Origin of the sequence: Pseudomonas sp. fls2-241-TYG-175, from assembly GCF_030209155.1 — a bacterium.
Taxonomy (GTDB): Bacteria; Pseudomonadota; Gammaproteobacteria; order Pseudomonadales; family Pseudomonadaceae; genus Aquipseudomonas; species Aquipseudomonas viridiflava.
Genome location: NZ_JARVSO010000014.1, coordinates 209,545 through 233,475, shown reverse-complemented (window position 1 = coordinate 233,475; position 23,931 = coordinate 209,545). Strand labels below are relative to the sequence as shown.

The 23,931-nt window shown below is 59.4% G+C and carries 22 protein-coding genes; 11 read left to right on the top strand and 11 right to left on the bottom strand.

The features are described 5' to 3' along the window. Positions 1–88: 88 nt before the first annotated feature. The 3 genes from gshA to QRN20_RS12625 form a co-directional block, all read right to left on the bottom strand. Positions 89–1,678: a glutamate--cysteine ligase gene (gene gshA / locus QRN20_RS12635; RefSeq protein WP_088234330.1), complete on the bottom strand. Its 1,590-nt coding sequence runs from the start codon at positions 1,676–1,678 to the stop codon at positions 89–91. 245 nt (positions 1,679–1,923) lie between these two features. Beyond that, entirely contained in the window at positions 1,924–2,307 is a 384-nt protein-coding gene (locus QRN20_RS12630; protein WP_029243605.1) for a PaaI family thioesterase, read from the bottom strand. Further along, positions 2,307–4,628 (bottom strand): Tex family protein, encoded by a 2,322-nt coding sequence (locus QRN20_RS12625; RefSeq protein WP_122417430.1) that lies wholly within the window; start codon positions 4,626–4,628, stop codon positions 2,307–2,309. Before QRN20_RS12625 ends, QRN20_RS12630 begins: the two co-directional genes overlap by 1 nt. A gap of 299 nt (positions 4,629–4,927) precedes the next feature. Here QRN20_RS12625 and ompR point away from each other — a divergent pair, with 299 nt between their 5' ends. After that, on the top strand, positions 4,928–5,668 hold the full coding sequence (gene ompR / locus QRN20_RS12620; protein WP_004880573.1) for an osmolarity response regulator transcription factor OmpR: 741 nt from the start codon (positions 4,928–4,930) through the stop codon (positions 5,666–5,668). A 163-nt stretch (positions 5,669–5,831) separates the two neighbouring features. Further along, positions 5,832–7,142, top strand: a complete 1,311-nt coding sequence (locus tag QRN20_RS12615) for an ATP-binding protein (protein ID WP_029243603.1) — start codon at positions 5,832–5,834, stop codon at positions 7,140–7,142. Positions 7,143–7,200: 58 nt separating this feature from the next. Here the strand turns inward: QRN20_RS12615 and rimK are convergent, their stop codons facing one another. The 3 genes from rimK to rimA are packed head-to-tail and all read right to left on the bottom strand — an operon-like array spanning position 7,201 to position 9,378. Then, positions 7,201–8,106 (bottom strand): 30S ribosomal protein S6--L-glutamate ligase, encoded by a 906-nt coding sequence (gene rimK / locus QRN20_RS12610; RefSeq protein ID WP_003318100.1) that lies wholly within the window; start codon positions 8,104–8,106, stop codon positions 7,201–7,203. Beyond that, positions 8,103–8,579: a retropepsin-like aspartic endopeptidase RimB gene (gene rimB, locus QRN20_RS12605; protein ID WP_004880568.1), complete on the bottom strand. Its 477-nt coding sequence runs from the start codon at positions 8,577–8,579 to the stop codon at positions 8,103–8,105. Before rimB ends, rimK begins: the two co-directional genes overlap by 4 nt. A gap of 16 nt (positions 8,580–8,595) precedes the next feature. Next, a complete protein-coding gene (gene rimA, locus QRN20_RS12600) occupies positions 8,596–9,378 on the bottom strand; it encodes a S6 modification regulatory phosphodiesterase RimA (protein WP_004880566.1) in 783 nt (260 codons plus the stop codon). 179 nt (positions 9,379–9,557) lie between these two features. Here rimA and QRN20_RS12595 point away from each other — a divergent pair, with 179 nt between their 5' ends. The 4 genes from QRN20_RS12595 (at position 9,558) to QRN20_RS12580 (ending at position 13,389) form a co-directional block, all read left to right on the top strand. After that, positions 9,558–9,965, top strand: coding sequence for an RNA-binding S4 domain-containing protein (locus QRN20_RS12595; protein WP_096766837.1), 408 nt, complete (start codon positions 9,558–9,560; stop codon positions 9,963–9,965). A 170-nt stretch (positions 9,966–10,135) separates the two neighbouring features. Further along, positions 10,136–11,038 carry an Hsp33 family molecular chaperone HslO gene (gene hslO / locus QRN20_RS12590; RefSeq protein ID WP_122516954.1) on the top strand — a complete coding sequence of 301 codons (903 nt, stop codon included), beginning with the start codon at positions 10,136–10,138 and terminating at the stop codon, positions 11,036–11,038. A 179-nt stretch (positions 11,039–11,217) separates the two neighbouring features. Further along, on the top strand, positions 11,218–12,759 hold the full coding sequence (locus QRN20_RS12585) for a phosphoenolpyruvate carboxykinase (RefSeq protein WP_285360473.1): 1,542 nt from the start codon (positions 11,218–11,220) through the stop codon (positions 12,757–12,759). Positions 12,760–12,888: 129 nt separating this feature from the next. Next, positions 12,889–13,389, top strand: coding sequence for a GNAT family N-acetyltransferase (locus tag QRN20_RS12580; RefSeq protein ID WP_029243601.1), 501 nt, complete (start codon positions 12,889–12,891; stop codon positions 13,387–13,389). Here the strand turns inward: QRN20_RS12580 and QRN20_RS12575 are convergent. From QRN20_RS12575 to QRN20_RS12555, 5 genes are all read right to left on the bottom strand, one after another. Continuing rightward, complete coding sequence (locus tag QRN20_RS12575; protein WP_080665277.1) at positions 13,365–14,090, bottom strand: hypothetical protein; 726 nt, start codon at positions 14,088–14,090, stop codon at positions 13,365–13,367. The two genes, QRN20_RS12580 and QRN20_RS12575, sit on opposite strands and share 25 nt — an antisense overlap. A 50-nt stretch (positions 14,091–14,140) precedes the next feature. Continuing rightward, positions 14,141–14,857, bottom strand: a complete 717-nt coding sequence (locus QRN20_RS12570) for a hypothetical protein (protein WP_029243599.1) — start codon at positions 14,855–14,857, stop codon at positions 14,141–14,143. Between the two features lie 124 nt (positions 14,858–14,981). Next, positions 14,982–15,431 (bottom strand): hypothetical protein, encoded by a 450-nt coding sequence (locus QRN20_RS12565; protein WP_029243598.1) that lies wholly within the window; start codon positions 15,429–15,431, stop codon positions 14,982–14,984. 364 nt (positions 15,432–15,795) lie between these two features. Continuing rightward, on the bottom strand, positions 15,796–16,509 hold the full coding sequence (locus QRN20_RS12560; protein WP_029243597.1) for a cupin domain-containing protein: 714 nt from the start codon (positions 16,507–16,509) through the stop codon (positions 15,796–15,798). A 418-nt stretch (positions 16,510–16,927) separates the two neighbouring features. Then, positions 16,928–17,785, bottom strand: coding sequence for a GNAT family N-acetyltransferase (locus QRN20_RS12555; protein WP_029243596.1), 858 nt, complete (start codon positions 17,783–17,785; stop codon positions 16,928–16,930). A 558-nt stretch (positions 17,786–18,343) separates the two neighbouring features. Here QRN20_RS12555 and QRN20_RS12550 point away from each other — a divergent pair. The 5 genes from QRN20_RS12550 (at position 18,344) to QRN20_RS12530 (ending at position 23,930) form a co-directional block, all read left to right on the top strand. Further along, positions 18,344–19,012: a haloacid dehalogenase type II gene (locus QRN20_RS12550; RefSeq protein WP_004880547.1), complete on the top strand. Its 669-nt coding sequence runs from the start codon at positions 18,344–18,346 to the stop codon at positions 19,010–19,012. A 63-nt stretch (positions 19,013–19,075) separates the two neighbouring features. Continuing rightward, positions 19,076–20,350 carry an NAD(P)/FAD-dependent oxidoreductase gene (locus QRN20_RS12545; protein ID WP_122585204.1) on the top strand — a complete coding sequence of 425 codons (1,275 nt, stop codon included), beginning with the start codon at positions 19,076–19,078 and terminating at the stop codon, positions 20,348–20,350. Between the two features lie 94 nt (positions 20,351–20,444). Beyond that, a complete protein-coding gene (locus QRN20_RS12540; protein ID WP_004880543.1) occupies positions 20,445–22,082 on the top strand; it encodes an ABC transporter substrate-binding protein in 1,638 nt (545 codons plus the stop codon). Positions 22,083–22,113: 31 nt separating this feature from the next. Further along, entirely contained in the window at positions 22,114–23,070 is a 957-nt protein-coding gene (locus QRN20_RS12535; protein ID WP_004880541.1) for an ABC transporter permease, read from the top strand. Then, complete coding sequence (locus QRN20_RS12530) at positions 23,067–23,930, top strand: ABC transporter permease (protein WP_004880539.1); 864 nt, start codon at positions 23,067–23,069, stop codon at positions 23,928–23,930. Before QRN20_RS12535 ends, QRN20_RS12530 begins: the two co-directional genes overlap by 4 nt. Position 23,931: the final 1 nt, after the last annotated feature.

The following is a 23,931-nucleotide window of genomic DNA, read 5'->3' as shown; positions in this document are numbered from 1 at the left end:
TCACAAGTCCGATCCCACCAAGTTTGCTGCGCGATAGCGCCATGTTGAAGACTGGGTAGCGCCCTCCACCGAGGCCGTATTCCAGCCCTCAGTTACTGATCGCCAGAATACTCGCCTGATACGATCCTACGAAGGTGTCGAAATCCACCACTTCTTCGGTCGCTTCCAGTTCGGTCTGTTCGGCAATCGAGGTTTTCGCCAGTTCTTCGAAGTGCGCCTGCTCTTCGGCTGTCAGCGGGTGACTGCGGAAGTATTCGGCATGAAGCTGGCTCTGGCGCAACGAGAACCCGGTGAAGCCTTCGTTGTGCGCCCTCATGCTTTCCAGCACCTGCGCCGACGGCGTCAGTGATGAATCGGCCACCTTCGCATGCTGCACGGCCATCGACTTCAGATGCTCGTCAGTGCCCTGAGCCTCGTCGAGCAATTGCGCGATCGGCGTGATTTTCTGCAGCAGTTCGTTGGCCCAGTCTTTCAGTTTGATCGGGTCGTTGTTGCGCAGCAGTTCCAGATCAGGACGACGTCCTTCCTTGACCACGGTCAGGAAGTTGGAGCCTGCGTTCGAGCACTCGTGGTTGGCCAGTTGCGGGCTTTCTTCAAGTGCGCAATACAGCACGAAGGCATCGATGAAGCGCGACTGCTCCAGGCTGATGCCGGTCGGCAGGAACGGGTTGATGTCCAGGCAGCGGACTTCGACGTACTGCACGCCACGCGACATCAGCGCCTGAATCGGACGCTCGCCCGTGTAGGTCACACGCTTGGGACGGATGTTGGAGTAGTACTCGTTCTCGATCTGCAGCACGTTGGTGTTGAGCTGCACCCATTCGCCGTTGGCGTCATGTGTGCCGGTTTCGACATAAGGCGCATAGGGCGTGGCAACGGCCTTGCGCAGGCTGTCGGTGTAGCTGACCAGATCGTTGTAGCACGGCGTCAGATCGGCCTGAGCGTTGCTCTGGTAGCCCAGATCGCTCATGCGCAGGCTGGTCGCGTACGGCAGGTACAGCGTGTCGCCGTCGAACTGTTCGAGCATGTGCGGTTGGCCGCGCAGGAAGCCTGCATCCAGCGCCGGCGAGGCACCGAACAGGTACATCAGCAGCCAGCTGTAGCGTCGGAAGTTACGAATCAGCGCGATGTAGGAGTGCGACTGGTAGTCACGCGCGTCACCGGCAAAATCTTCGGTCTGCTTCAACAACGCCCAGGCGTCTTCAGGCAGCGAGAAGTTGTAATGAATGCCTGCGATGCACTGCATGGTCTTGCCATAACGCAGGGCCAGGCCCTTGCGGTACACATATTTGAGCTTGCCGATGTTCGAGGTGCCGTAATAGGCAATCGGTATATGTTCTTCGTCCGGCAGCGGGCAGGGCATGGACGGGCTCCACAGCAGCTCGCGGTCCAGCTTGCTGTAGGCGAAGCGATGGATCCTGTCGAGGCTGTCGAGTGTCTGCACCGGGTCTTTGAGCGCCGGGGTGATGAACTCCAGCAGCGACTCTGAATAGTCGGTGGTGATCAGTCCATTGGTCAAAGCCGCGCCCAGAGCGGTCGGATGAGGCGTCTGCGCCAGGTGTGCCTGTTCGGTCACACGCAGGCATTCACGCTCGATACCGTGCAGGCACTGCTCCAGCAGAGAGAGGTTGTTGCGCTCGCCGAGCAAAGCCAGACGACGGTTTAAAAGTTCGCTCAAGGTGGAATCCTTCACGCATCGGTCGCCCCGATATGGGGGTGGACATGACGGTCTACAAGGGTGAAGAAAGGAACTGGCGTTTTCGCCTGGTTGGGGTCTTTTGACACCTGTTCGCAATCACGGCTCTTCGTCGTACCACCAAATGGACTCGGCACCACGCTAATGGTGCCGAAATTAACCCAAATCGGTCGCCTACAGCTAGATTCCGTTCTCAGCGATCACGTTCGTTCCGTGTTCATTGAAGTCTAGATGACGGCGAACGTGCCTTGAGCCTTGGCCACGAGCTTTTCGCCCTGAACGACTTCGGCTTCCACCACCAGCGTGCGACGTCCTGCGTGCAGCACCTTGGCGATGCACAGCACCTCGCCTTCGGACACACCGCGCACGTAGTTGATCTTGCATTCGATGGTCACGCTGCGCTGATCGAAGCCGTGGGAGCTGGAACAGGCCAGCCCCATGCTGATGTCGACCAGGCTGAAGATTGCCCCACCGTGCATCACATTGCCGCGGTTGCGCAGGTGCGCTTCCAGCGGCAGTGCAACTTCGGCGACGCCTTCGTCCAGACGCCGCAGCTCACAGCCCAGCATCTTGAAAAAGGCGCTGTGGGTCAGGTCTTCAGGAATATCCATCAGCGCTTCTTCAACTGCTTGGCGTTGGCAAACAGCGAAGCCATGGCGTTGTTGACGGGCGCAGCGGTGGTGGTTTCCTTGCGTGGCGTGCTGTTCTGCTGGCGCGGCGACGAGCCTGGACGTGCGCCACGGGCACCGTCTATTTTCTCGCCCGGCGTATCGCTCATACGCATCGACAGGCCGACGCGTTTGCGCGGGATGTCGACTTCCATGACCTTCACTTTCACCACGTCACCGGCCTTGACCGCTTCACGCGGGTCCTTGATGAACTTCTCCGACAGCGCAGAGATATGCACCAGACCGTCCTGATGCACGCCGATGTCGACGAATGCACCGAAGTTGGTGACGTTGGTGACCACGCCTTCGAGGATCATGCCAAGTTGCAGGTCCTTGAGGTCTTCGACACCGTCCTGGAACTCGGCAGTCTTGAACTCGGGGCGTGGGTCGCGACCCGGCTTTTCGAGTTCCTGCAGAATGTCAGTCACGGTCGGCAGACCGAAGGTTTCGTCGGTGAATTTCTTCGGGTCCAGACGCTTCAGGAAGGTGGCGTCGCCGATCAGCGAACGGATATCACGGTCGGTTTCCGCCGCGATGCGCTGCACCAACGGGTAGGCTTCCGGGTGAACGGCCGAGGAGTCCAGCGGGTTGTCGCCGCTCATGACGCGCAGGAAGCCTGCGGCCTGTTCGAACGTCTTCTCGCCGAGACGGGCCACCTTCTTGAGTGCCGCGCGGGTTTTGAACGCGCCGTTCTCGTCGCGGTGAGCAACGATGTTCTGCGCCAGCGTCGTGTTCAGGCCGGAAATGCGCGCCAGCAGGGCGACGGAGGCGGTATTCACGTCCACGCCCACGGCGTTCACGCAGTCTTCCACCACAGCATCCAGGCCACGTGCCAGTTTCAGCTGAGAAACGTCATGCTGGTACTGGCCGACGCCGATGGACTTCGGATCGATCTTCACCAGTTCTGCCAGCGGATCCTGCAGGCGACGGGCAATGGACACTGCGCCACGAATCGACACGTCCAGGTCCGGGAATTCCTTGGCCGCCAGTTCCGATGCCGAATAAACGGATGCGCCGGCTTCGGACACCATGACCTTGGTCATTTTCAGACCTGGGTATTTTTTGATCAGGTCGGCTGCCAGCTTGTCGGTTTCGCGGCTGGCAGTGCCGTTGCCGATGGCGATCAGATCGACCGAATGCTTGGCGCACAGGGCTGCCAGCACGGCGATGGTCTGGTCCCACTGGTTCTTGGGCACATGCGGATAAACAGTGGCGTAGTCGAGCAGCTTGCCGGTGGCGTCTACCACCGCAACCTTGCAACCGGTCCGCAAGCCGGGATCGAGGCCCAGCGTGGCGCGCTGACCGGCCGGTGCGGCCAGCAGCAGGTCGTGCAGGTTATGCGCGAACACGTTGATCGCTTCGGTCTCGGCGCCGTCGCGCAGCTCGCCCAGCAGATCGGTTTCCAGGTGGCTATAGAGCTTGACCTTCCAGGTCCAGCGCACCACTTCGGCCAGCCACTTGTCGGCAGGGCGGCTCTGGTTCTGGATGCCGAAACGTTCGCCAATCATCAGCTCGCACGGATGCATGGCGCCCGGCAGCTCTTCGCCGACTTTCAGTGCGGAACTGAGAAAGCCTTCGTTGCGGCCACGGAAAATCGCCAGAGCGCGGTGCGACGGCATGCTCTTCAGCGGTTCATCGTGTTCGAAGTAGTCGCGGAACTTGGCGCCTTCTTCTTCCTTGCCGGGTACAACGCGCGCGCTGATCACGGCTTCCTGCTTGAGGAAGCTGCGCAGCTTGTCGAGCAGGGAAGCGTCTTCGGCGAAGCGCTCCATCAGGATGTATTTGGCACCTTCCAGCGCGGCTTTTACGTCGGCTACGCCTTTTTCGGCGTCGACGAAGCGGGCGGCTTCGGTCTCGGGTGTCAGGTTCGGGTCGTTGAACAGGCCATCGGCCAGCTCGCCCAGACCGGCTTCGAGGGCGATCTGGCCCTTGGTGCGGCGTTTCTGCTTGTACGGCAGGTACAAGTCTTCAAGACGGGTCTTGGTGTCGGCCAGCTTGATGTCGCGGGCCAGCTCCGGGGTCAGCTTGCCCTGCTCTTCGATGCTGGCAAGGATGCTGACACGTCGGTCGTCCAGCTCGCGCAGGTAGCGCAGGCGCTCTTCCAGATGACGCAGCTGCGTGTCATCGAGGCTGCCGGTCACTTCCTTGCGGTAGCGGGAAATGAAGGGCACTGTCGAGCCTTCATCCAGTAGTGCTACGGCCGCTGCGACCTGTTGTGGGCGTACGCCGAGTTCTTCGGCGATGCGGCTGTTGATGCTGTCCATAAGACCACCTGGAGTTGTGAGCAAAAAACTGGGCTTTTACGGTTTGCCTTGCCAGCGCCTGGCGCGTCGAGGTTTATTTGCACGACTGGCGAACTGCCATAAGTCTGGTGTTGCCTGACTTTGAGGGCGGCGCATTATACCCGGCGACGCCGGATTAGGGGATTGGCCGACGAGCGCGACCTTTTTGCCTGCTGCTGAGCACGCCTGAGTGTGGCCCCCAGTAAAATCTGCTAACAATGCACACGGTGCGCATCACCGCAGCTACGCCATAATGCGCCCCGAGATCAAAGGAGCATCCGATGAGCAGCACCGCACAAAATGCTGAAGGCGAAAAAATCCTGATCGTTGATGACGATCCCGGGCTGAGCAGCCTCCTGGAACGTTTCTTCACCAGCAAGGGCTACCGTGCCCGCGCCGTGGCGAACGTGGAGCAAATGGACCGACTGTTGTCCCGCGAGGTCTTCAACCTTGTGGTTCTGGACTTGATGCTGCCTGGGGAAGATGGCCTTTCCGCTTGCCGTCGTTTGCGTGCAGCGAACAACCAGGTGCCGATCATCATGCTTACCGCCAAGGGCGATGAGTTGAGCCGTATCAAAGGCCTCGAGCTGGGCGCCGACGATTATCTGGCCAAGCCGTTCAACCCGGACGAGCTGATGGCCCGCGTCAAGGCTGTCCTGCGCCGTCAGGCTGCACCGGTGCCTGGCGCGCCCGGCAGTGAAGACGAGTCGGTCAGCTTCGGTGACTATGTACTGTCGCTGGCGACCCGCGAGCTCAAGCGCGGTGATGAAGTGCACATGCTGACGACCGGCGAGTTCGCGGTCCTCAAGGCGCTGGTCATGCACGCTCGCGAGCCGTTGACCCGTGACAAGCTGATGAACCTGGCCCGTGGCCGGGAATGGGATGCACTGGAACGCTCCATCGATGTGCAGATTTCCCGTCTGCGTCGCCTGATCGAACCGGATCCTTCCAAACCCCGTTATATCCAGACGGTCTGGGGCGTAGGCTATGTGTTCGTTCCCGATGGTGCCGGAAATCGCTGACAGCTTGTTTGTCAGAACAGAACACCGAAGATCCTGCCAGCCACGTCGATAATCCTGCACGGATTATCGGCCAGCTGGTTTTTTGCGTTCGTACCTCGGGTCTGTCCCGCGTTCGGCAAACTTGCGAGCCCAGGCTCGCCCTGCAAAGTGTGTAGCTGCAGTTATGAAGACTCCGCTCTGGTTCCCGCAAAGCTTTTTCTCCCGCACCCTGTGGCTGGTGCTCATCGTCGTGCTGTTTTCCAAGGCGCTGACGCTGGTCTACCTGCTGATGAACGAGGACGTGCTGGTCGACAGGCAGTACAGCCACGGTGTCGCCCTGACCCTGCGTGCCTACTGGGCGGCCGATGAAAACGACCGGGAAGCGATTGCCGAAGCGGCCGGTCTGATTCGTGTGGTGGGCGGCGGAGTGCCGGAAGGCGAGCAGCACTGGCCTTACAGCGAGATCTACCAGCGGCAGATGCAGGCTGAGCTGGGTGCCGACACTGAAGTGCGCTTGCGTGTGCATGCGCCGCCCGCGCTGTGGGTGCGAGCGCCGAGTCTGGGCGACGGCTGGCTGAAGGTGCCGCTGTATCCACATCCGCTGCGTGGCCAGAAGATCTGGAGCGTGCTGGGCTGGTTCCTCGCCATTGGTCTGCTGTCGACGGCGTCCGCGTGGATCTTCGTGCGCCAGCTCAATCAGCCCCTCAAGCGACTGGTCTTTGCGGCTCGCCAGCTGGGTCAGGGGCGCAGCGTGCGGTTGCCGATCAGTGACACGCCGAGTGAAATGGCCGAGGTGTATCGAGCCTTCAACCAGATGGCCGAGGATGTCGAGCAGGCGGGGCAGGAGCGCGAACTGATGCTGGCCGGTGTGTCCCACGACCTGCGTACACCGCTGACCCGGCTGCGGCTGTCGCTGGAATTGATGAGCGACAACGAATTCACCGATGGCATGGTGCGCGACATCGAGGACATGGACGCGATTCTCGACCAGTTTCTGGCCTTCATTCGCGACGGTCGTGACGAGCAAATCGAGGAAGTCGACCTGGGTGATCTGGTGCGTGACGTGGTTGAGCCGTTCAACAGTGCAGAAGACACCATCCGCCTGTGCCTGGAACCGATTCCGCCGTTCCCGCTGCGGCGTGTCTCGATGAAGCGTCTGCTCACTAACCTGATCGGCAATGCCAGACACCATGCGGGCAACGGCATTGAAGTGGCCGCCTATGTGTCGGGCGACCGGAATGCGCCCTACGTCGTGCTGAGCGTGCTGGACCGTGGGGCCGGTATCGATCCGTCGGAGCTGGACACCATCTTCAACCCCTTCATCCGTGGCGACCGAGCGCGCAGCGGCAAAGGCACGGGGCTTGGACTGGCCATCGTCAAGCGCATCGCTGCCATGCATGGCGGCAATGTGGAATTGAGAAATCGTTCGGGAGGCGGTCTGGAAGCGCGGGTGCGTTTGCCGTTGGGGCTGATGTTGCCGAGGGATGCGGTTTAAAGCGTCATGTTGATCGTGCCAACGCGAAGCATTGGCACGATCCTATCCTGTTGAAGACTTAGCCTTTCCCTTTGGTCCGCGTCATGTGCGGCCCGCTGTTTTTTTCCAGGTACTCGATGATCATCCCGGCAACGTCCTTGCTGGTGGTCACCTCAATGCCCTCAAGACCCGGCGACGAGTTCACTTCCATCACCAGCGGGCCGTGATTGGAGCGCAGAATATCCACACCCGCCACGCTCAGGCCCATGACCTTGGCCGCACGTAGGGCCGTCATGCGTTCTTCCGGCGTGATCTTGATCAGGCTGGCGCTGCCGCCTCGGTGCAGGTTGGATCGGAACTCGCCCGGCTTGGCCTGGCGCTTCATCGAGGCAATGACCTTGTCACCGACCACGAAGCAGCGAATATCCGCGCCGCCCGCTTCCTTGATGTACTCCTGAACCATGATGTCCTGCTTGAGGCCCATGAACGCCTCGATCACCGACTCGGCAGCGGTCGCCGTTTCACACAGCACCACACCGATCCCTTGGGTGCCTTCCAGCACCTTGATCACCAGCGGGGCGCCGTTGACCATCTGGATCAGGTCGGGAATGTCATCGGGGGAGTGCGCAAAACCGGTGACCGGCAGGCCGATCCCGCGACGCGAGAGCAGCTGCAGCGAACGCAGCTTGTCCCGCGAGCGGGCAATGGCCACGGACTCATTGAGCGGAAACACGCCCATCATTTCAAACTGGCGCAACACCGCGCAGCCATAAAACGTCACGGACGCACCGATGCGCGGAATCACCGCATCGAAGCCTTCCAGTGGTTTGCCGCGGTAATGGATCTGCGGCTTATGACTGGCGATGTTCATATAGGCGCGCAGGGTATCGATCACCACCATCTCGTGGCCACGCTCAATACCAGCTTCGACCAGACGACGGGTGGAATACAGACGCGGGTTACGCGAAAGCACAGCGATCTTCATGCAGCACCTGAGGAAGTAGAGGCCGGGAACACCGGCTTGTCTTGTACATAAGTAATGCCCGGATTGACGACCAGTTGGCCGTCGATCAAGGCGTTGGAGCCCAGCAGCAGTCGATAACGCATCGACTTGCGGCATGCCAGGGTGAATTCCACTGGCCAGATGCGATCACCCAGGGCCAGCGTGGTGCGAATGACATAACGCACCTGTGCCTGACCGTTGGAGCTTTTGATGGTTTTCATGGCAACCAGCAGTGCCTCGCAGCGGCGATGCCGCAACTGAACCACGGTGCCCAGATGCGCGTTGAAACGAACCCACTTCTGGCCATCGCGTTCGAAAGGTTCTATTTCGGTCGCATGCAGGCTCGACGTGCTGGCGCCGGTATCGATTTTCGCCCGAAGGCCCGCCACCCCCAAATCGGGAAGCGCCACCCACTCGCGCAGGCCGATGACTGTCAGATGGTCGAATGTTTTCAATGCGATTCCGTAGGTATCAAGACTTCTGCCAGGCGTCGGGGCTGATCCGCGCCAGGGCTTTGAACGCAGGTTTGGCGAACCAGTAACCCTGCATCAGGAAAATGCCGCAATCCGCGAGGAAATCCCGCTCCTCCACACTCTCTATTCCCTCGGCGATCACTTTAATCCCCAACTCCGAACACATTGTGACAACCCCACGAACAATAGCCTGACGCGCGCGATCGCGGTGGATATCGCGGATCAGATTCATGTCGAGTTTTATCAGGTCGGGTTGAAAATCGGCCAGCAGCGACAGGCCGGAATGGCCAGCGCCGAAATCGTCGATGGCGGTCATGAAACCGAACTCACGGTACTCGCGCAGAATATTGCTCAAGTGACCCTGATCATCCACGTGCTCGGTTTCGATTGTCTCGAAAATCAGGCGGTCGATGGGGAAATTGTGTGCCTTGGCGGCTTCCAGCGTGCTGCGGATGCACAGCTCGGGACGATACACGGCATTGGGCAGAAAGTTGATCGAAAGTCGTTCGGTCATTCCCAGTCGTGCAGCACCTGCAATGGCTGTGGTGCGGCATGCCTGGTCGAAGCGATAGCGGTTCTGATCCGTGACCTGGCTGAGCACCGAATGCGCACCTTCGCCATTGGGGCCACGCACCAGCGCCTCATGAGCAAAGGTGGAATGGTCGCGCAGATCTACAATGGGCTGATAGGCATAGTCGAACGAAAAATTCAGTTCCGGACTGTTTGTACAGCCTTCGCACCCCTTCCTGGGGGCAGTCAATGAAGCTGGAAAGTCGGTCACGTCGCACTCCCTACGGGGTAAAGGCTGTGAAATTGAAGCAGTCTGTTTTTGACAGGCAAGGATCGGTTACTTCATGTTCGTGTCGATATGAGGTCTTGCACACGCAAACGCCCTTGGGGCCGTCGCTGATTGCAAAACGCCTGTAAACGTTCTGACTGTTATAAGGATGAGGAATTCATATGGCACAAAAGCCAGAAGAAGACGACAAGGTTCGTTTGGACAAATGGCTGTGGGCAGCGCGTTTCTTCAAGACCCGCGCCCTGGCCAAGGCCGCCATCGAAAGTGGCAAGGTGCACTGTCGCGGCGAACGCTGCAAGCCCGGCAAGGAGCCCCGCGTGGGCGACGAGTTTCAGATCCGCATGGGTTTCGATGAGCGGACGATCGTGGTCGAAGCGCTGTCCGTCGTACGTCGTGGCGCTCCCGAAGCCCAGACACTCTACCGTGAAACACCGGAAAGCATCACCCGGCGCGAGCATGCGGCCGCGCAACGCAAGGCCGGTAACCTGGGCGTCACGACTGAGGGGCGACCGACCAAGAAACAGCGCCGTCAGATTTTCGATTTTCGTGGGGTCCAGCGCGACGTTTGAGTGCTGCCACTGTATGGCTGCGTGGTCGGCCTGAATGCCGTTCGGCTTGGAAGACGGCCCTATAGCTCCTAAAATACCTGTCATACGGCTCGATGCAGTGTGTCTTCGGACACGCTGTGGCGCTTTGACGTCGACTGCCACCACCGATACTCACATCAGATACCTCTTTTATGAACGATACCCCGGACATCGATTTCACCCAGCGCTTCATCTTCGACGAAAGCGACGTTCGTGGAGAACTGGTCGCTCTCGAACGCAGCTACGCCGAAGTGCTCGCCAAACACCCGTACCCCGAACCGGTCGCAGAATTGCTTGGCGAACTGATGGCCGCTGCTGCCTTGCTGGTAGGCACGCTCAAGTTCGACGGTCTGCTGATTCTGCAGGCGCGCTCCAGTGGCGCTGTACCTCTGTTGATGGTCGAGTGCTCGAGCGAGCGCGAACTGCGTGGCATCGCCCGCTACGACGAAGCATTGATCACGCCGGGCGCAGGGCTGCAGGACCTGATGCCTGATGGTTCGCTGACGCTGACTATCGACCCTCGCAAGGGCAAACGTTATCAGGGCATCGTTGCGCTGGACGGCGTGGACCTCTCCGAGAGCCTCTCCAGCTATTTTGTGATGTCCGAGCAATTGGGCACGCGTTTCTGGCTCAAGGCCGACGGCCATCGCGCTCGCGGCCTGTTGTTGCAACAGTTGCCGGTGGCACAGATCCCCGATCCTGAAGAGCGGGACGCCAGCTGGGAGCACGTCATCACGCTGGCCAGCACCCTGACCGCAGAGGAAATGCTGAGCCTGGACAACGCGACCATCCTGCATCGCCTCTACCACGAAGACCCGCTGCGCCTGTTCGACATCCAGCCTATCTGCTTCCGCTGCAGCTGCTCACGCGAGCGTTCTGCCAACGCGCTGGTCAGCCTGGGGCTCGAGGACGCACAGCAGCTGGTTCAGGAGCACAACGGCACCATCGAGATCGACTGCCAGTTCTGCAACGAGCGCTATCTGTTCGATGCCACTGACGTCGCCCAGCTGTTCGCTGGCGGCGGTGTCGATTCGCCATCTGCCACGCGTCATTAACCGGGCCGCAAACAGCCTCCAGAATACGACGTGGGCCCTGTAATCCAGTTCTGACAGGAGGGTTCTACCATTCCTGAGCTTTTCTGGCATAATCCGGCCCACTTTTACGCTGTAGTAGTGGTAGTTTTTTTACTACAAAACCGTTTGGAGCACTCGGCCACTGGCCGACGGGGAACCTCATGACGCAAACCAACACCGCTGTGTACACCGATCTGAGCACCGACGAACTGGTCAAGGAAGCCCTTGCCCGCAACGAAGGCGAACTTTCCGACACTGGCGCACTGGTTGTGCAGACAGGCCATCGTACCGGCCGCTCGCCGGTCGATCGTTTTATCGTCGAAGAGCCGAGCACTCAGGATGCAATCGCCTGGGGCCCGATCAACCGCAAGTTCCCGGCCGAGAAATTCGACGCTCTGTGGAATCGCGTAGGTGCTTATCTGGCTGAACGCGAGCGCTTCGTTTCCCACGTTCATGTAGGTTCCGATCCTGCGCACTACCTGCCCGTCAAGATGACCACCGAGACGGCCTGGCACAACCTGTTCGGCCGTTGCCTGTTCATCAATCCTGAACAGTACAACCCGGCTGGCAAGGACGAGTGGGAAATCCAGAACGCGCCATGGTTCGTCTGCGACCCTGAGCGCGACGGCACCAACTCCGACGGCACTGTCATCATCAACTTCGCAGCCCGCAAGGTGCTGATCGCGGGCATGCGTTATGCCGGCGAAATGAAGAAGGCCATGTTCTCCGTGCAGAACTTCCTGCTGCCGGCGTCCGATGTACTGCCGATGCACTGCGCAGCGAACATGGATGAAGACGGCGATGTGACCCTGTTCTTCGGTCTGTCCGGCACCGGCAAGACCACCCTGTCTGCTGACGAAAGCCGTTACCTGATTGGTGACGACGAGCACGGCTGGGGCGAAGGCGTGGTGTTCAACATCGAAGGCGGTTGCTATGCCAAGTGCATCGACCTCTCCGAGAAGAACGAGCCTGTCATCTGGAAAGCCATTCAGCACGGCGCTGTTCTTGAAAACGTCATCCTCGACGCCAACAAGAAAGCCGATTACGCCGACAGCAGCCTGACCCAGAACAGCCGTGCGGCCTACCCGCGCGAACTGATCGAAAAACGCGCACCGAAGAACCTCGGTGGCGAGCCAAACGCCGTGATCTTCCTGACCTGCGACCTGACCGGCGTACTGCCGCCTGTGTCGATCCTCAGCGAAGAGCAGGCTGCCTACCACTTCCTGTCGGGCTACACCGCACTGGTCGGTTCGACTGAAATGGGTTCGGGTTCGGGCATCAAGTCCACCTTCTCCACCTGCTTCGGCGCACCGTTCTTCCCGCGTCCGGCTGGCGAATACGCAGAGCTGCTGATCAAGCGCATCCGCGGCTTCGGCTCCAAGGTCTATCTGGTCAACACCGGCTGGACCGGCGGTGGCTACGGCGTTGGCAAGCGCTTCAACATTCCGACCACCCGTGGCGTGATTGCAGCGATCCAGAGCGGCGCGCTGATCGGTGCCGAAACCGAGCACCTGGACACCATCAACCTCGACGTACCGAAGTCGGTTCCGGGCGTGGACACCAACCTGCTCAACCCGCGCAACACCTGGGCTGACAAGGCTGCCTACGACGAAGCCGCCAAGGCACTTGCTGGCCTGTTCGTGGAGAACTTCAAGAAGTTCGACGTGAGCGACGCCATCAAGGCTGCCGGTCCGAAGTTGTAATTAAACATTCTCGACGCCGCGCTTCAGCGCGGCGTTCGGAAATGCTCAAGCAAACGCCTCGACTTGTCGGGGCGTTTGCTTGTCCGGGATACTGCTCTGGTGTTGCACATCATGACAAGGAGCTGCGTTTTGACCCCGACCGATATCCTGATTCAACGTTTCGAGCCGCATCACCAGCAGGGCGTGGTCGATGTGATCCTGCCCATCCAGCGTGAAGAGTTCGGCATCGCCATCACCGCCGAAGAGCAGCCAGACCTCAAGGCCATTCCCGATTTCTATCAGAGCGGCACCGGAGACTTCTGGGTCGCCACGCACGGTGAGCAGGTCATCGGCACCATCGGGCTCAAGGACATCGGTGCAAGGCAGGCGGCGCTGCGCAAGATGTTCGTCGCCGCGCCGTTTCGCGGACGTGAATTCTCGGTGGCTGCCAAACTGTTGGACCGACTGATCGAAGACGCCAGGCTTAAAGGCGTCAGCGAAATATTCCTCGGCACCACCGACAAATTCCTCGCTGCACACCGCTTCTATGAGAAGCACGGGTTCAGCGAGGTCGCGAAGGCGGACCTGCCTGAAAGCTTTCCGCTCATGGCAGTGGACAGCAAATTTTATGTCCTGGCGTTGGGAAGCTGATCGTCTGAAGGCTCGTTCTTCAGGCTGTTGAGCATGTCCAGTGCCGAACTGTCGCCCGAGATCAGGTTGTCCACATAGTTGGCCGGATATTGCGCCTTTTCTATGGGCGGCAGGGCGTTGTAATGCTCAAGCAGCATGAACAGTGTCTGGGTGCTCTTGCCGGTTTCGTTGTATTCGTCGACGTAGCGTTGGCACATCTCACGGTTCCAGGCTTCCTGTTGTTGATAATTCTCTCGATAGGCAGCCTTTCGCTCATTGAGCGTGAATTCGCCGCTTTCGTCATAGATGATCAGCCTGAGCGTGTCTTGCGATAGGCCGGCGAATGGATTTTTTGCCAGACCGTTGGTGAATCGAGTGGCTTGGCTGGCTCTTTCGAGCAGATCCGGATCCTGAGTGTCGGGGACCTCGGCATCGTGAATTGCCTTGTTGGTGTGGTAGCTGCTGTCGGTCAATTTGTCGATGACTGACCTGGCCAGCGTGCCCAGTTCTTTTTCGTCCAGCAGAGCATCGCGAGCGTTGGCACGTGCAGCACTGTCATTCAGTTGTTTGGCCATGCTGGAAAATGTAGCGCCGTCCGAGAAGCGACTAAAGGCGGCCGACACGTGGGTACTGGTATTTCTGTTTCCCGGGGAAGGGATGCCGGAGGCTACTTTATGGATGCTGCTGACAACTGCTGTCGATGGGGAGTGAGTGTCTATCATGATCGCGTCCTCGCGGTATTAGCTGGTCCATGGCAATGTCTGGAGACGGTTTAGCGACCATCGCCAAGCGGTGGAGTCTTCTGTAACGGACTGTTGTATGAGGACAGCGCTGGGCTTCCGACCGCTAGATGAATGGCTTTATAGCCTTCAGCTTGTCGAGCTTGTTTTATAGGCGGTAGATCATTGTAGTGGGCGAGGATCATGTAAAGGGTTTGGGTACTCTTGCCGGTTTCGTTGTCTTCATCTTCAAGACGTTTGATAACGATACTGTTCCACGCCTGATCCTGAGCGTAGTCCTCGGAAAATGCTGCATTTCTTTCATTTATCGTGTAGTCGCCTTGTTCGTCATAGATGATCAAGCTCAACTGATCTTGCGACAGCCCCTGGAAAGGGTTTTTGGCACGTCCGTAGCTAAATTCGGTGGCCTGCTTAGCCCTCTCAAGTAATTCACTGTCTGTGGTATCTGGCACCTCTGCATCATGCAGCTCGCGATAAGCGTAATAGCCGGTACCGACCACTTTGTCGATAATACCTGCAGCCAATGCGCCCAATTCTTTAAAGCTGAGAGTCTGATCGCGTGACTGCGCACGTGCTGCGCTTTCACTGAGTTGTCTGGCCAGCGTGGAGAGTGTGCTCTTGTCCGAACCGCTTATAGCCGTAACAGGCTCTTTCAAGGCCGTTGTCCCAAGCGTCACGGTTTCCACTTTGGTGACGGACTTGGTCGTATTGTGTGCTGCGGTGCCTGAGACAGGAAGGATTTCTATCATGCTCGCGTCCTCGCGGTAATAGCCAATCCATGGCGCTGTGTGCGTTATCTGTATCGGCCTGCGCTGAGTCATCTTTAATTTCCATAAAGGTATGCGCGCCGAAACCGGCGCGCATGCCTCAGTTTTACTTCATCGTAAACTCCGCTGCCCATGCGTGGGTGGAGAAGTTGGTGACCCGAGAAGTGGCTGTGCAGACTGCTCCGCCCTCAGGGCTGGCTGTCCGGTTCCATTTAGGCACTTTAGCTCCACCTGCACCGGGTGCTTTTATGAAGGTGGTAGAGAATGTGCAAACTTTAGATCCCATCACGTAACGAACACTTGCGTAGTTGGTGCCTGGTGAGATAGTACTTTTCACGTTGTAGGAATCTGACGCTCCGGGTTGTACGATTAAACTGATCTGACTTCTGGCATTCAACTGCGTTGACTTTTCATTACGAGTGACAGGCTTGTACTCGGCATGTTCCGTCCCGAGATTTTTAAACGTTATTGTCACGGCCGGCCCGGCCTGTGCTGTAACGGTTGCGCCCAGTGTAGTCAGAGCAAGAACGCTGAGTGCGATGTAGTTGCGTTTCATGGGTATGTCCTTAAGTTAAACGATTAACGTCATGTTATTTGCGGTTTTTCAGTGGCAGACAATCGGCGGCAACAGTTGCCCGAGGCCGAGTGGGATCGTCCGGTTGATAATGATGTTGAGCGTTGGGGTTCAGGCGAGGTGTAAAGTCGCTGTTGTCCACTGCCAGAATTGTTAATCAGTTCTTGAGAAGGAAAGCAACAGGTTGTGATGGGGGTCTAAAATAAATAGCGAAGTAACATTTTTATTCTTGTGCTGCCTATGTTTTGGCGATTAACTGCGCGAGCGAAAGTTGCTCTAGTAGACTTTGTCGATTGCTTAAACGTTATAGCTGCGCCCTTCATAGTCGAAGGGCGCGGCCCGGCAATCACGTCACCGCATAGAACTTGCGTACATACCCTGTGCTGGTCCACTTGCACGGCGCGCCTTGGGCGACGAAGACGGTATCGCCGGTTTTCACTACAACCGCTTCCCCGCCCTCGATGCCCAGCGTCACGCTGCCTTCGATGAGGTTCATCAGTTCGTGGATTCTGTGCGGACGCGAGATGCGCTCGTAAGGGGTGGAATCCCAGACGCCGATGCGCAGGGTGCTGGCGGTGTCTTCGAAGAGGTTGTTGCTGCGGCACTGCGGCAGCGCGCTGATCATGATGGCGGGGTCCGGCGGAGACGACGGCGTGAGCATCGCGAGACAATCCAGGTGCGTGACGCCGGGCTTGTCCGGCCCGGTGGCCTGTGTGGCTGCGCAGAATGCCCAGAGGCTGTCGGGTTGTGCTTCGACGCGCACTTGGGTGCCGCGACCGATGACGACGCTTTCGCCGGTACTGATCGTGATGCTGTCGGTGCCTGAGTTCAGGGTGACGGTGCCGCGATGCATCACCAACATTTCGGTGTAGGGATAGGCCTCCACCGACACTGAAGTGCTGGAATGAACGACACCGGCGGCGATGCCTGCCTCATCGACGAAGGCCGTGCGGCGTTCGTTGGCGAAGGGATCGCTGGCGTCGAGAGGCCCCGGTGTGAATTCGGTATCGACAGGGCTGTGATCGGCACGGGCCAGCAGCAGTACGGTGGGTTCAGGCATGGTTCTGGTCTCGAGAATGTTGTGTGGACTGTTCGCAGGGAGGTGGGATGCATTACCACGTCTTCGATATAGCGCAGGCGCGCAGCAAGCACCGGACTGTGGGAGGCGGCTTGCCGGCGATGAAGTCTGACGCGATTTTCCTGATATACCGCGTCATCGTTCATCGCGGGCAAGCCCCATAAGTCACTGAAGTAACTGGGTTTTGTGGGAGCGGACTTGTCCGCGAAAAGGCCGGTACATCCGACGCATATGCGGTGGCTGAAACACTGCATTCGCGGACAAGTCCGCTCCCACGACGCCCGGTGTTTGCTGCGCGACAGCGCTACGTCGAAGACGTGGTGGCGCCTCCCACAAAAAAATCGCTTTCCTTCAGTGGGTATGGCTTGCTTGATAGCAGCTGGCGTCAACGCCACTGCGCTCAACCAATCGCCTGGGTAATCAACGTAAACTGGCGCACGCCCTGGCTGGGCTGCGGTACGGCGCCCATGCTCATGCAGGTCACGGCATCGACGCGTTTGAGGCCTGCTTCTTCAAGCCAGTCTGCCAGCCCGCCATTGGAGGGGATGTCGATGCGCACGAAGGCGTACGGCACCTTGGCCAGCAACTGCTCGATCATGTGTTTGGCCTGATCCACGTCCTCGGCAACCACCGGGCCGATGCACAGGCCACGACCGAACGGACGCATCAGGGCGAAGGCCTTCAGCTGGCTGTCGCGCTCAATGCCCACTGCGTGTTCGAGGTTATCAAGTACGTCGTTCATAACCGTCGAGCGGTCCATGCCCGTGCCCGCATTGGCCAGCTCAATAACGCGCGCATGGTCGGTCTCGGTCAGGGCGCGGCAATGTTCGCCAGCCTTCAGGGCGGTCGGCGCTGGCAACTGTGCCTGGCCCTGGCGCTGCTGAACTTCACCGAAGCTGACGAAGCCCATCTTCGCGTAGAGCGGCGCACCGTCGAGCGTGGCGTTGAGTACCGCTGTGCGGGGAGCGACGCTGCCGACGGCCATTTCCATCAGCTTGCGACCGATGCCCTTGCCTTGATAATCGTCGCTGACAATCACCAGGCCGATGGTGGAAAACTCACCCTGATGGCAGGCGAAGGCGCTGCCGATCAGTCGGCCGTTGTGCAGCGCAACAAAGCCCTCGGCGACGCGTTGCAGCATGGCCCAGTCTTCCAGGCGATGAGGCCATTTCAAGGCGATGGACAGTTCATGGGCGTTGACCACATCGGCGGCAGTCATCGAGCGGTATTCAAGTTCGAGGCGTTGCTGGGCAAGCATGATGTGTCTCCCATCCAGAAGGATGCACAGGCGATAAAAGGATGCGGCAGGATTGCTGTATCCCACCTGCGCGACGGGGTGACAAGAGGGTGGCGAACATTCGGTAGATTTCACGATTGGCAGCTCGCCTGACCACAGTTACTGCTTAAATCGGCCGAGACTCCGGCAGCAAATGCTTGAGGTTTTCCAGCGCATTTCTGCCTTATATAGCTGCAGGAATCGGCTCGTTCCGTGCGCAGTACATTGTGCTGAGCAACAGGGGGATACAAAGGCGCAGTATCTGCGGTGCAAAGCCGCGTGTTTGAGCCCGGGCGCCCTGAAAAGGGTCAAAAAAGCGCCAAAAACCGGGGTTTGCCCAAGGCTGGAGCGCCCCGCAAAGTCTGCTGAGCGCGCACCCCAAAACGGTGCTTTCTATCAAGCAACCAGCACTTTTAACGCCATCTGCTGATTTCACGGTGTTGTAATGAGGGTGTGCTGCAGCGTGCAACGCGGTCCTTGCATCAGGGCCGGAACTGCTCGTCATGCCATGACCCCAACGAACTTTCAGGACCGCACACAATGAGCTTTCTTCGACCAAAATTCATTACGTTCGACTGCTACGGCACGTTGACCAACTTTCACATGGGCACCATGACGCGCGAACTCTTCGCCGACCGTGTTCCGGCCGAACAGATGGATCAGTTCGTGAAGGATTTCTCGGCGTATCGCCTGGATCAGGTCATGGGTGACTGGATGCCTTATGACGAGATCCTGAAAGTCTCCCTGTCACGTGTCTGCAAGCGCTGGAATGTCGAGTACCGTGGCGAAGGTCAGCTGTATTACGACGCTGTTCCTACCTGGGGTCCGCACGCCGATGTGCCGGCCGGTCTGGCGAAGATCGCCGACAAGATTCCGCTGGTGATCTTCTCCAACGCCAGCGACAGCCAGATCATGTCCAACGTCGAAAAACTCGGCGCGCCGTTCTACAAGGTTTTCACGGCCGATCAGGCCAAGGTCTACAAACCGCGTCTGGCGGCATTCGAATACATGCTCGACAACCTCGGCTGCGGCCCGGAAGACGTGCTGCACGTTTCATCCAGCTTCCGCTACGACCTGTTCTCGGCCAACGACATGAAGATCAAGAACAAGGCGTTTGTGGCTCGCGGTCACGAACAGCCTGCTCACAGCTCCTTCGAGTATCACCAGATTCCGGACATCGGCGGTCTGGCGGGACTGGTCGGCCTGTAAGCAGGACTACCCGCGACACGGCATTTTTCAAGGTGCTCTTCCATGAGTGACAAGGGGAACAAGATGCGCAGTGAGTCCTACTGGCTCGATACGGCTCCAGATTTCACCGGCGCGCAGGCTGGCGCGGTGGAGGGGCAGGCTGACGTGGTAGTGGTCGGTGGCGGGTTCACCGGGCTCTCGGCAGCGCGTGCATTGGCCTTGAAAGGTGCCAGCGTCGTGGTGGTGGATGCAGGCCGGGTGATCGGCGAAGCGTCCGGCCGCAACGGCGGGCAGTGCAACACGGGTGTGGCGCAGGATTACGCATCGTTGAGCGCGACGCTGGGTGCGGCTCAGGCTCGCGAGTTCTACAAGGCGTATGAGAGCGCAGTACAAAGTGTTGTCGGCGTGATCGAGCAGGAAAACATCGCCTGCGACATCAAGCGCAACGGCAAATTGAAGCTGGCCGCCAAGCCGGGCCATTACGAAGGACTGGCGCGCACCTGCGAGCTGATCCGTCGTGAGGTCGATGCCGACGTCGAGCTGCTGTCGGCGCAGGACATCCGCTCCGAAATCGGTTCGGACGAGTTTCACGGTGGGCTTCTGCAGCGTAATGGTGTGCAGATTCACGTGGGACGCTTTGGCCTGGGTCTGGCCGATGCGGCGGTGCGTCACGGTGCGCGGATTTATCAGGACACAACGGTCAAGGACTGGAAAGCCAATCGCAACGGTTTTGTGGTCAACACCTCGAAAGGCTCGATTCAGGCGACGCAGGTGTTTCTGGCAACAGGCGCCTGTCAGCACGGCGGGCTGGGCTGGTATCGCCGCCGCATCGTGCCGGTCGGCAGCTTTGTGATTGCCACCGAAGTGCTGCCGCAAGCCTTGATCGATCAGTTGTTTCCCCACCAGCGTGCGTACGTGACCAGTCGTTTGATCGGCAACTATTTCCGCCTCACCCCGGATAACCGTTTGCTGTTCGGCGGACGTGCCCGCTTCGCCATGTCCAACAGCAGCTCCGACGCCAAGAGCGGCAAGGTGCTGCAGGCGGCCATGATCCAGATGTTTCCGCAGCTGGCGCAGGTGAAGGTCGATTACTGCTGGGGCGGTCTGGTGGACATGACGTCCGATCGTTTGCCGCGTGCAGGCGAGCACGACGGCGTCTTCTACTCGATGGGCTACAGCGGGCACGGCGTGCAGATGTCAGTGCACATGGGCCAAGTCATGGCCGATGTCATGGAAGGCAAGGCGCAGGCCAATCCCTGGAAAGACCTGAACTGGCCGGCCATTCCCGGGCACTTTGGCAAACCGTGGTTTCTGCCCCTGGTCGGCGCGTACTACCGCTATCAGGACAGTCGTCACTGAGTGTTTTGTTTCACCGTCGTCGTGTGTGTTTGAAGGACGCTCCGGTCAACCGTGAGCAACTCGGAATTTCCCTTTTTCGACAGGTAGAACTGATATGGCTGACAAGAAAAACGATTCCCCGCTGATCACAGGCGAAGACAGCCTGCGCGTTTTCGAGGGTCTCAATCGCGGCCTTTCGCGTCGTGATGCACTGCGTATGCTGGGCGTTGCCGGTGTGGTTGCGGCAGGCTCCACCAGCCTGTTCGGTGCCGCTGGCAAGGTCTTCGCCGATGACGACGCGGCGCCTGTCAAAGGCAAACCGGGCGGTCGTATTCGTGTGGCGGGCATGTCCAGCTCCACAGCCGACACGCTCGATCCTGCGAAAGGCGCACTGTCCACCGACTACGTGCGTCACTACATGTTCTACAACGGCCTGACCCGTTTCGACAGTCATCTGGTTCCGCACATGGAGCTGGCCGAGAAGATCGACAACAAGGACGCGACCGTCTGGACCATCACCCTGCGCAAAGACGTGACGTTCCACGATGGCAAGTCGCTGACCGCAGGCGACGTGGTGTTCTCGCTGTCACGCCACAAAGACCCGGCCACCGGTTCCAAAGTGATGCCGCTGATGGCGCAGTTTTCCGAGATCAAGGCCACCGGCCCGCTGGAAGTGCAGATCACCCTCAGTTCGCCGAACGCCGAACTGCCATCGATTCTCGCTGTTTCCCACCTGCTGATCGTGCCCGAAGGCACCACCGATTTCAGCAAGGGCATCGGCACCGGTCCGTTCAAGGTCAAGGAGTTCAACCCTGGCGTACGTTCGGTCAGCGTGCGTAACCCCAACTACTGGAAGCCGGGCCTGCCGTACCTGGACGAGATCGAGTTCATCGCCATTGCCGACGAGCCATCGCGGGTCAACGCGCTGCTGTCCGGCGATGTGCACATGATCAACGAGGTCAACCCGCGCTCCACCAGCCGCATCGCCGCCAGTGCCAAGCACCGGGTGGTCGATGCGCCGTCCGGCAACTACACCGACCTTATCATTCGTCAGGACCAGATGCCCGGCAAGAGCCCCGAATTCACCGAAGCCATGAAGTACCTGCTGGACCGTGAACAGGTCAAATCAGCGGTGTTCCGTGGCTACGCCCGGGTTGGCAACGATCATCCGATTGCGCCCGGTTCGCGTTATTTCAATGCTGATCTGCCGCAACGCGCCTACGATCCCGAGAAGGCGAAGTTCCTGCTCAAGAAAGCCGGCATGGAAAAGATCACCATGGCCGTTGCCGCCTCACCTGCGGCCACCGGTTCCGTCGACATCGCCGTGCTGTTGCAGCAATCGGCGAAACAGGCCGGGCTGACGCTCAACGTCAACCGCCTGCCAAGCGATGGCTACTGGTCCAATCACTGGATGAAGCACCCGCTGAGCTTCGGCAACATCAACCCGCGCCCTAACGCCGACGTGATCTTCTCGCAGTTCTTCCAGTCCTCGGCACCCTGGAACGAATCGGGCTGGAAGAACGATCAGTTCGACCAGTTGCTGATGCTGGCCCGTGGTGAAACCGACGACGACAAGCGCGCCAAAATGTATGGCGACATGCAGACCCTGGTCAGCCAGAACTGCGGCATCGGCATCCCGGTGTTCATCAGCAACATCGATGGTGTGGACAAGCGTATCCAGGGCTATTCCAGCAATCCGCTGGGCGGTTTCATGGGCTACATGTTCAGTGAGCAGGTCTGGCTGGACGCGTGAAAGCGGCTGTGAATCGAGCGGGAGGATGCAGATGAATAGCAACACACTCGGGTTGATCCTGCAGCGCTTCGGCGCTGCGATCGTCACGCTGCTGATCGTGTCCATGGTGGTCTTCGCCATTACGGCGGTGCTGCCAGGGGATGCGGCGCAACAGGCTCTGGGGCAGTTCGCGACACCTGAACAGGTTGCGGCATTGCGTACAAAACTGGGGCTCGATCAACCGGGTGTGGTGCGTTATCTGCAATGGTTGATGAACCTGCTGGGCGGCAATTTCGGTGAATCGGTATCCAACGCGATGCCGGTTTCCGACCTGATCGCCGGACGTTTCCCTAACACCCTGATGCTGGCCGCAACCACCGCGCTGGTGTCGGTGCCGGTCGCCCTGATGCTGGGCATCGGCGCAGCCATGGGCCGAGGCGGACGAATCGACAGCGCCCTGAATTTCGTCACCCTGTCGCTGGTGGCGGTGCCGGAATTTCTGGTCGCCACGCTGGCGGTGCTGATCTTCGCCGTCAAACTGGGCTGGCTGTCGGCGCTGTCCTATGGTGGTGACGCCAGCACGCCGCTGCAATTTATCCGCACCTATGCGTTGCCGGTCATGACACTGTGCTGCGTGATCGTCGCCCAGATGGCGCGCATGACTCGCGCCGCTGTCATCGATCAGCTCGACAGCCCTTACGTCGAAATGGCCCGGCTCAAAGGCGTAAGCCCGGTGCGTATCGTGCTGCGACATGCCTTGCCCAACGCCATCGGCCCCATCGTCAACGCCGTGGCGTTGAGTCTTTCCTATCTGCTGGGCGGTGTAGTCATCGTCGAGACGATCTTCAACTATCCGGGCATTGCCAGCCTGATGGTCGATGCGGTGACCAACCGTGACATGGCGCTGGTTCAGGGCTGCACCATGCTGTTCTGCGCGGCTTACCTTGGGTTGGTGCTGCTGGCCGACCTGTGTGCAATTCTTTCCAACCCGAGGCTGAGAAACCAATGAACCCGATCATTGAGACATCTACGCCCGCCGTTCAAGTGCGTGCGCCTCGCAAGATCGCCTGGCTGGGGTTGGTGGGCGCTTCGGTCTGCTTCTTCTGGCTCATGATCGCGCTATTCGGCCCGTGGCTCGCGCCGCATCCGGTGGGCGAGGTGGTGTCCGACAACGTCTTCGAAAACATTAGCGCGGCGTTCCCGTTCGGCACCGATTACCTGGGCCGCGACATGCTCAGCCGCGTGCTGATCGGCGCACGCTTCACGGTCGGTCTGGCGTTGATCTCCGCCGTATTGGCCAGCGGTATCGGCACCATGTGTGCGCTGTTGTCGGTGGTTGCGCCCAAGTGGCTGGACGAAATCATCAGCCGCCTGATGGACGCGTTCATTTCGATTCCGAGCAAGATGCTTGCGCTGATCATGGTCTCCGCATTCGGTTCGTCCGAGGTGCTGCTGGTGTGCACCGCTGTGCTGAGCTATACGCCGGGCGCGTTTCGCATCGCCCGCAGCATGGCGGTGAACATCGAAGCGCTTGAGTACGTACAGGTGGCGCGCACCCGTGGTGAGGGCCGTCTGTACATCGCCTGCCGCGAAATTCTGCCGAACATGCTCAACCCGGTGCTGACGGATCTGGGCCTGCGTTTCGGCTTTATTGTGCTGTTGCTCAGCGGCATGAGCTTTCTCGGTCTGGGCGTGCAGCCGCCAGATGCCGACCTCGGCTCGCTGGTGCGCGAAAACATCGGCGGGCTCAATCAGGGCGCGCCGGCCATCGTGATTCCTGCGCTGGCCATCGGCTCGCTGACCATTGGCGTGAATCTGTTTATCGACCGTTTGTCATCGCGGCGCAGCCGACGCTCGGGAGGGCACTGAG

What these genes read in the sequence shown, in the direction of transcription:
- rimK (WP_003318100.1), bottom strand. Translation starts at nt 8,106, where the DNA reads ATGAAGATCGCTGTGCTTTCGCGTAACCCGCGTCTGTATTCCACCCGT.
- QRN20_RS12565 (WP_029243598.1), bottom strand. Translation starts at nt 15,431, where the DNA reads ATGAAACGCAACTACATCGCACTCAGCGTTCTTGCTCTGACTACACTG.
- QRN20_RS12575 (WP_080665277.1), bottom strand. Translation starts at nt 14,090, where the DNA reads ATGATAGACACTCACTCCCCATCGACAGCAGTTGTCAGCAGCATCCAT.
- QRN20_RS12625 (WP_122417430.1), bottom strand. Translation starts at nt 4,628, where the DNA reads ATGGACAGCATCAACAGCCGCATCGCCGAAGAACTCGGCGTACGCCCA.
- QRN20_RS12555 (WP_029243596.1), bottom strand. Translation starts at nt 17,785, where the DNA reads ATGCTTGCCCAGCAACGCCTCGAACTTGAATACCGCTCGATGACTGCC.
- QRN20_RS12545 (WP_122585204.1), top strand. Translation starts at nt 19,076, where the DNA reads ATGCGCAGTGAGTCCTACTGGCTCGATACGGCTCCAGATTTCACCGGC.
- QRN20_RS12540 (WP_004880543.1), top strand. Translation starts at nt 20,445, where the DNA reads ATGGCTGACAAGAAAAACGATTCCCCGCTGATCACAGGCGAAGACAGC.
- QRN20_RS12550 (WP_004880547.1), top strand. Translation starts at nt 18,344, where the DNA reads ATGAGCTTTCTTCGACCAAAATTCATTACGTTCGACTGCTACGGCACG.
- ompR (WP_004880573.1), top strand. Translation starts at nt 4,928, where the DNA reads ATGAGCAGCACCGCACAAAATGCTGAAGGCGAAAAAATCCTGATCGTT.
- hslO (WP_122516954.1), top strand. Translation starts at nt 10,136, where the DNA reads ATGAACGATACCCCGGACATCGATTTCACCCAGCGCTTCATCTTCGAC.
- QRN20_RS12530 (WP_004880539.1), top strand. Translation starts at nt 23,067, where the DNA reads ATGAACCCGATCATTGAGACATCTACGCCCGCCGTTCAAGTGCGTGCG.
- QRN20_RS12560 (WP_029243597.1), bottom strand. Translation starts at nt 16,509, where the DNA reads ATGCCTGAACCCACCGTACTGCTGCTGGCCCGTGCCGATCACAGCCCT.
- QRN20_RS12630 (WP_029243605.1), bottom strand. Translation starts at nt 2,307, where the DNA reads ATGGATATTCCTGAAGACCTGACCCACAGCGCCTTTTTCAAGATGCTG.
- QRN20_RS12615 (WP_029243603.1), top strand. Translation starts at nt 5,832, where the DNA reads ATGAAGACTCCGCTCTGGTTCCCGCAAAGCTTTTTCTCCCGCACCCTG.
- QRN20_RS12535 (WP_004880541.1), top strand. Translation starts at nt 22,114, where the DNA reads ATGAATAGCAACACACTCGGGTTGATCCTGCAGCGCTTCGGCGCTGCG.
- QRN20_RS12570 (WP_029243599.1), bottom strand. Translation starts at nt 14,857, where the DNA reads ATGATAGAAATCCTTCCTGTCTCAGGCACCGCAGCACACAATACGACC.
- QRN20_RS12585 (WP_285360473.1), top strand. Translation starts at nt 11,218, where the DNA reads ATGACGCAAACCAACACCGCTGTGTACACCGATCTGAGCACCGACGAA.
- QRN20_RS12595 (WP_096766837.1), top strand. Translation starts at nt 9,558, where the DNA reads ATGGCACAAAAGCCAGAAGAAGACGACAAGGTTCGTTTGGACAAATGG.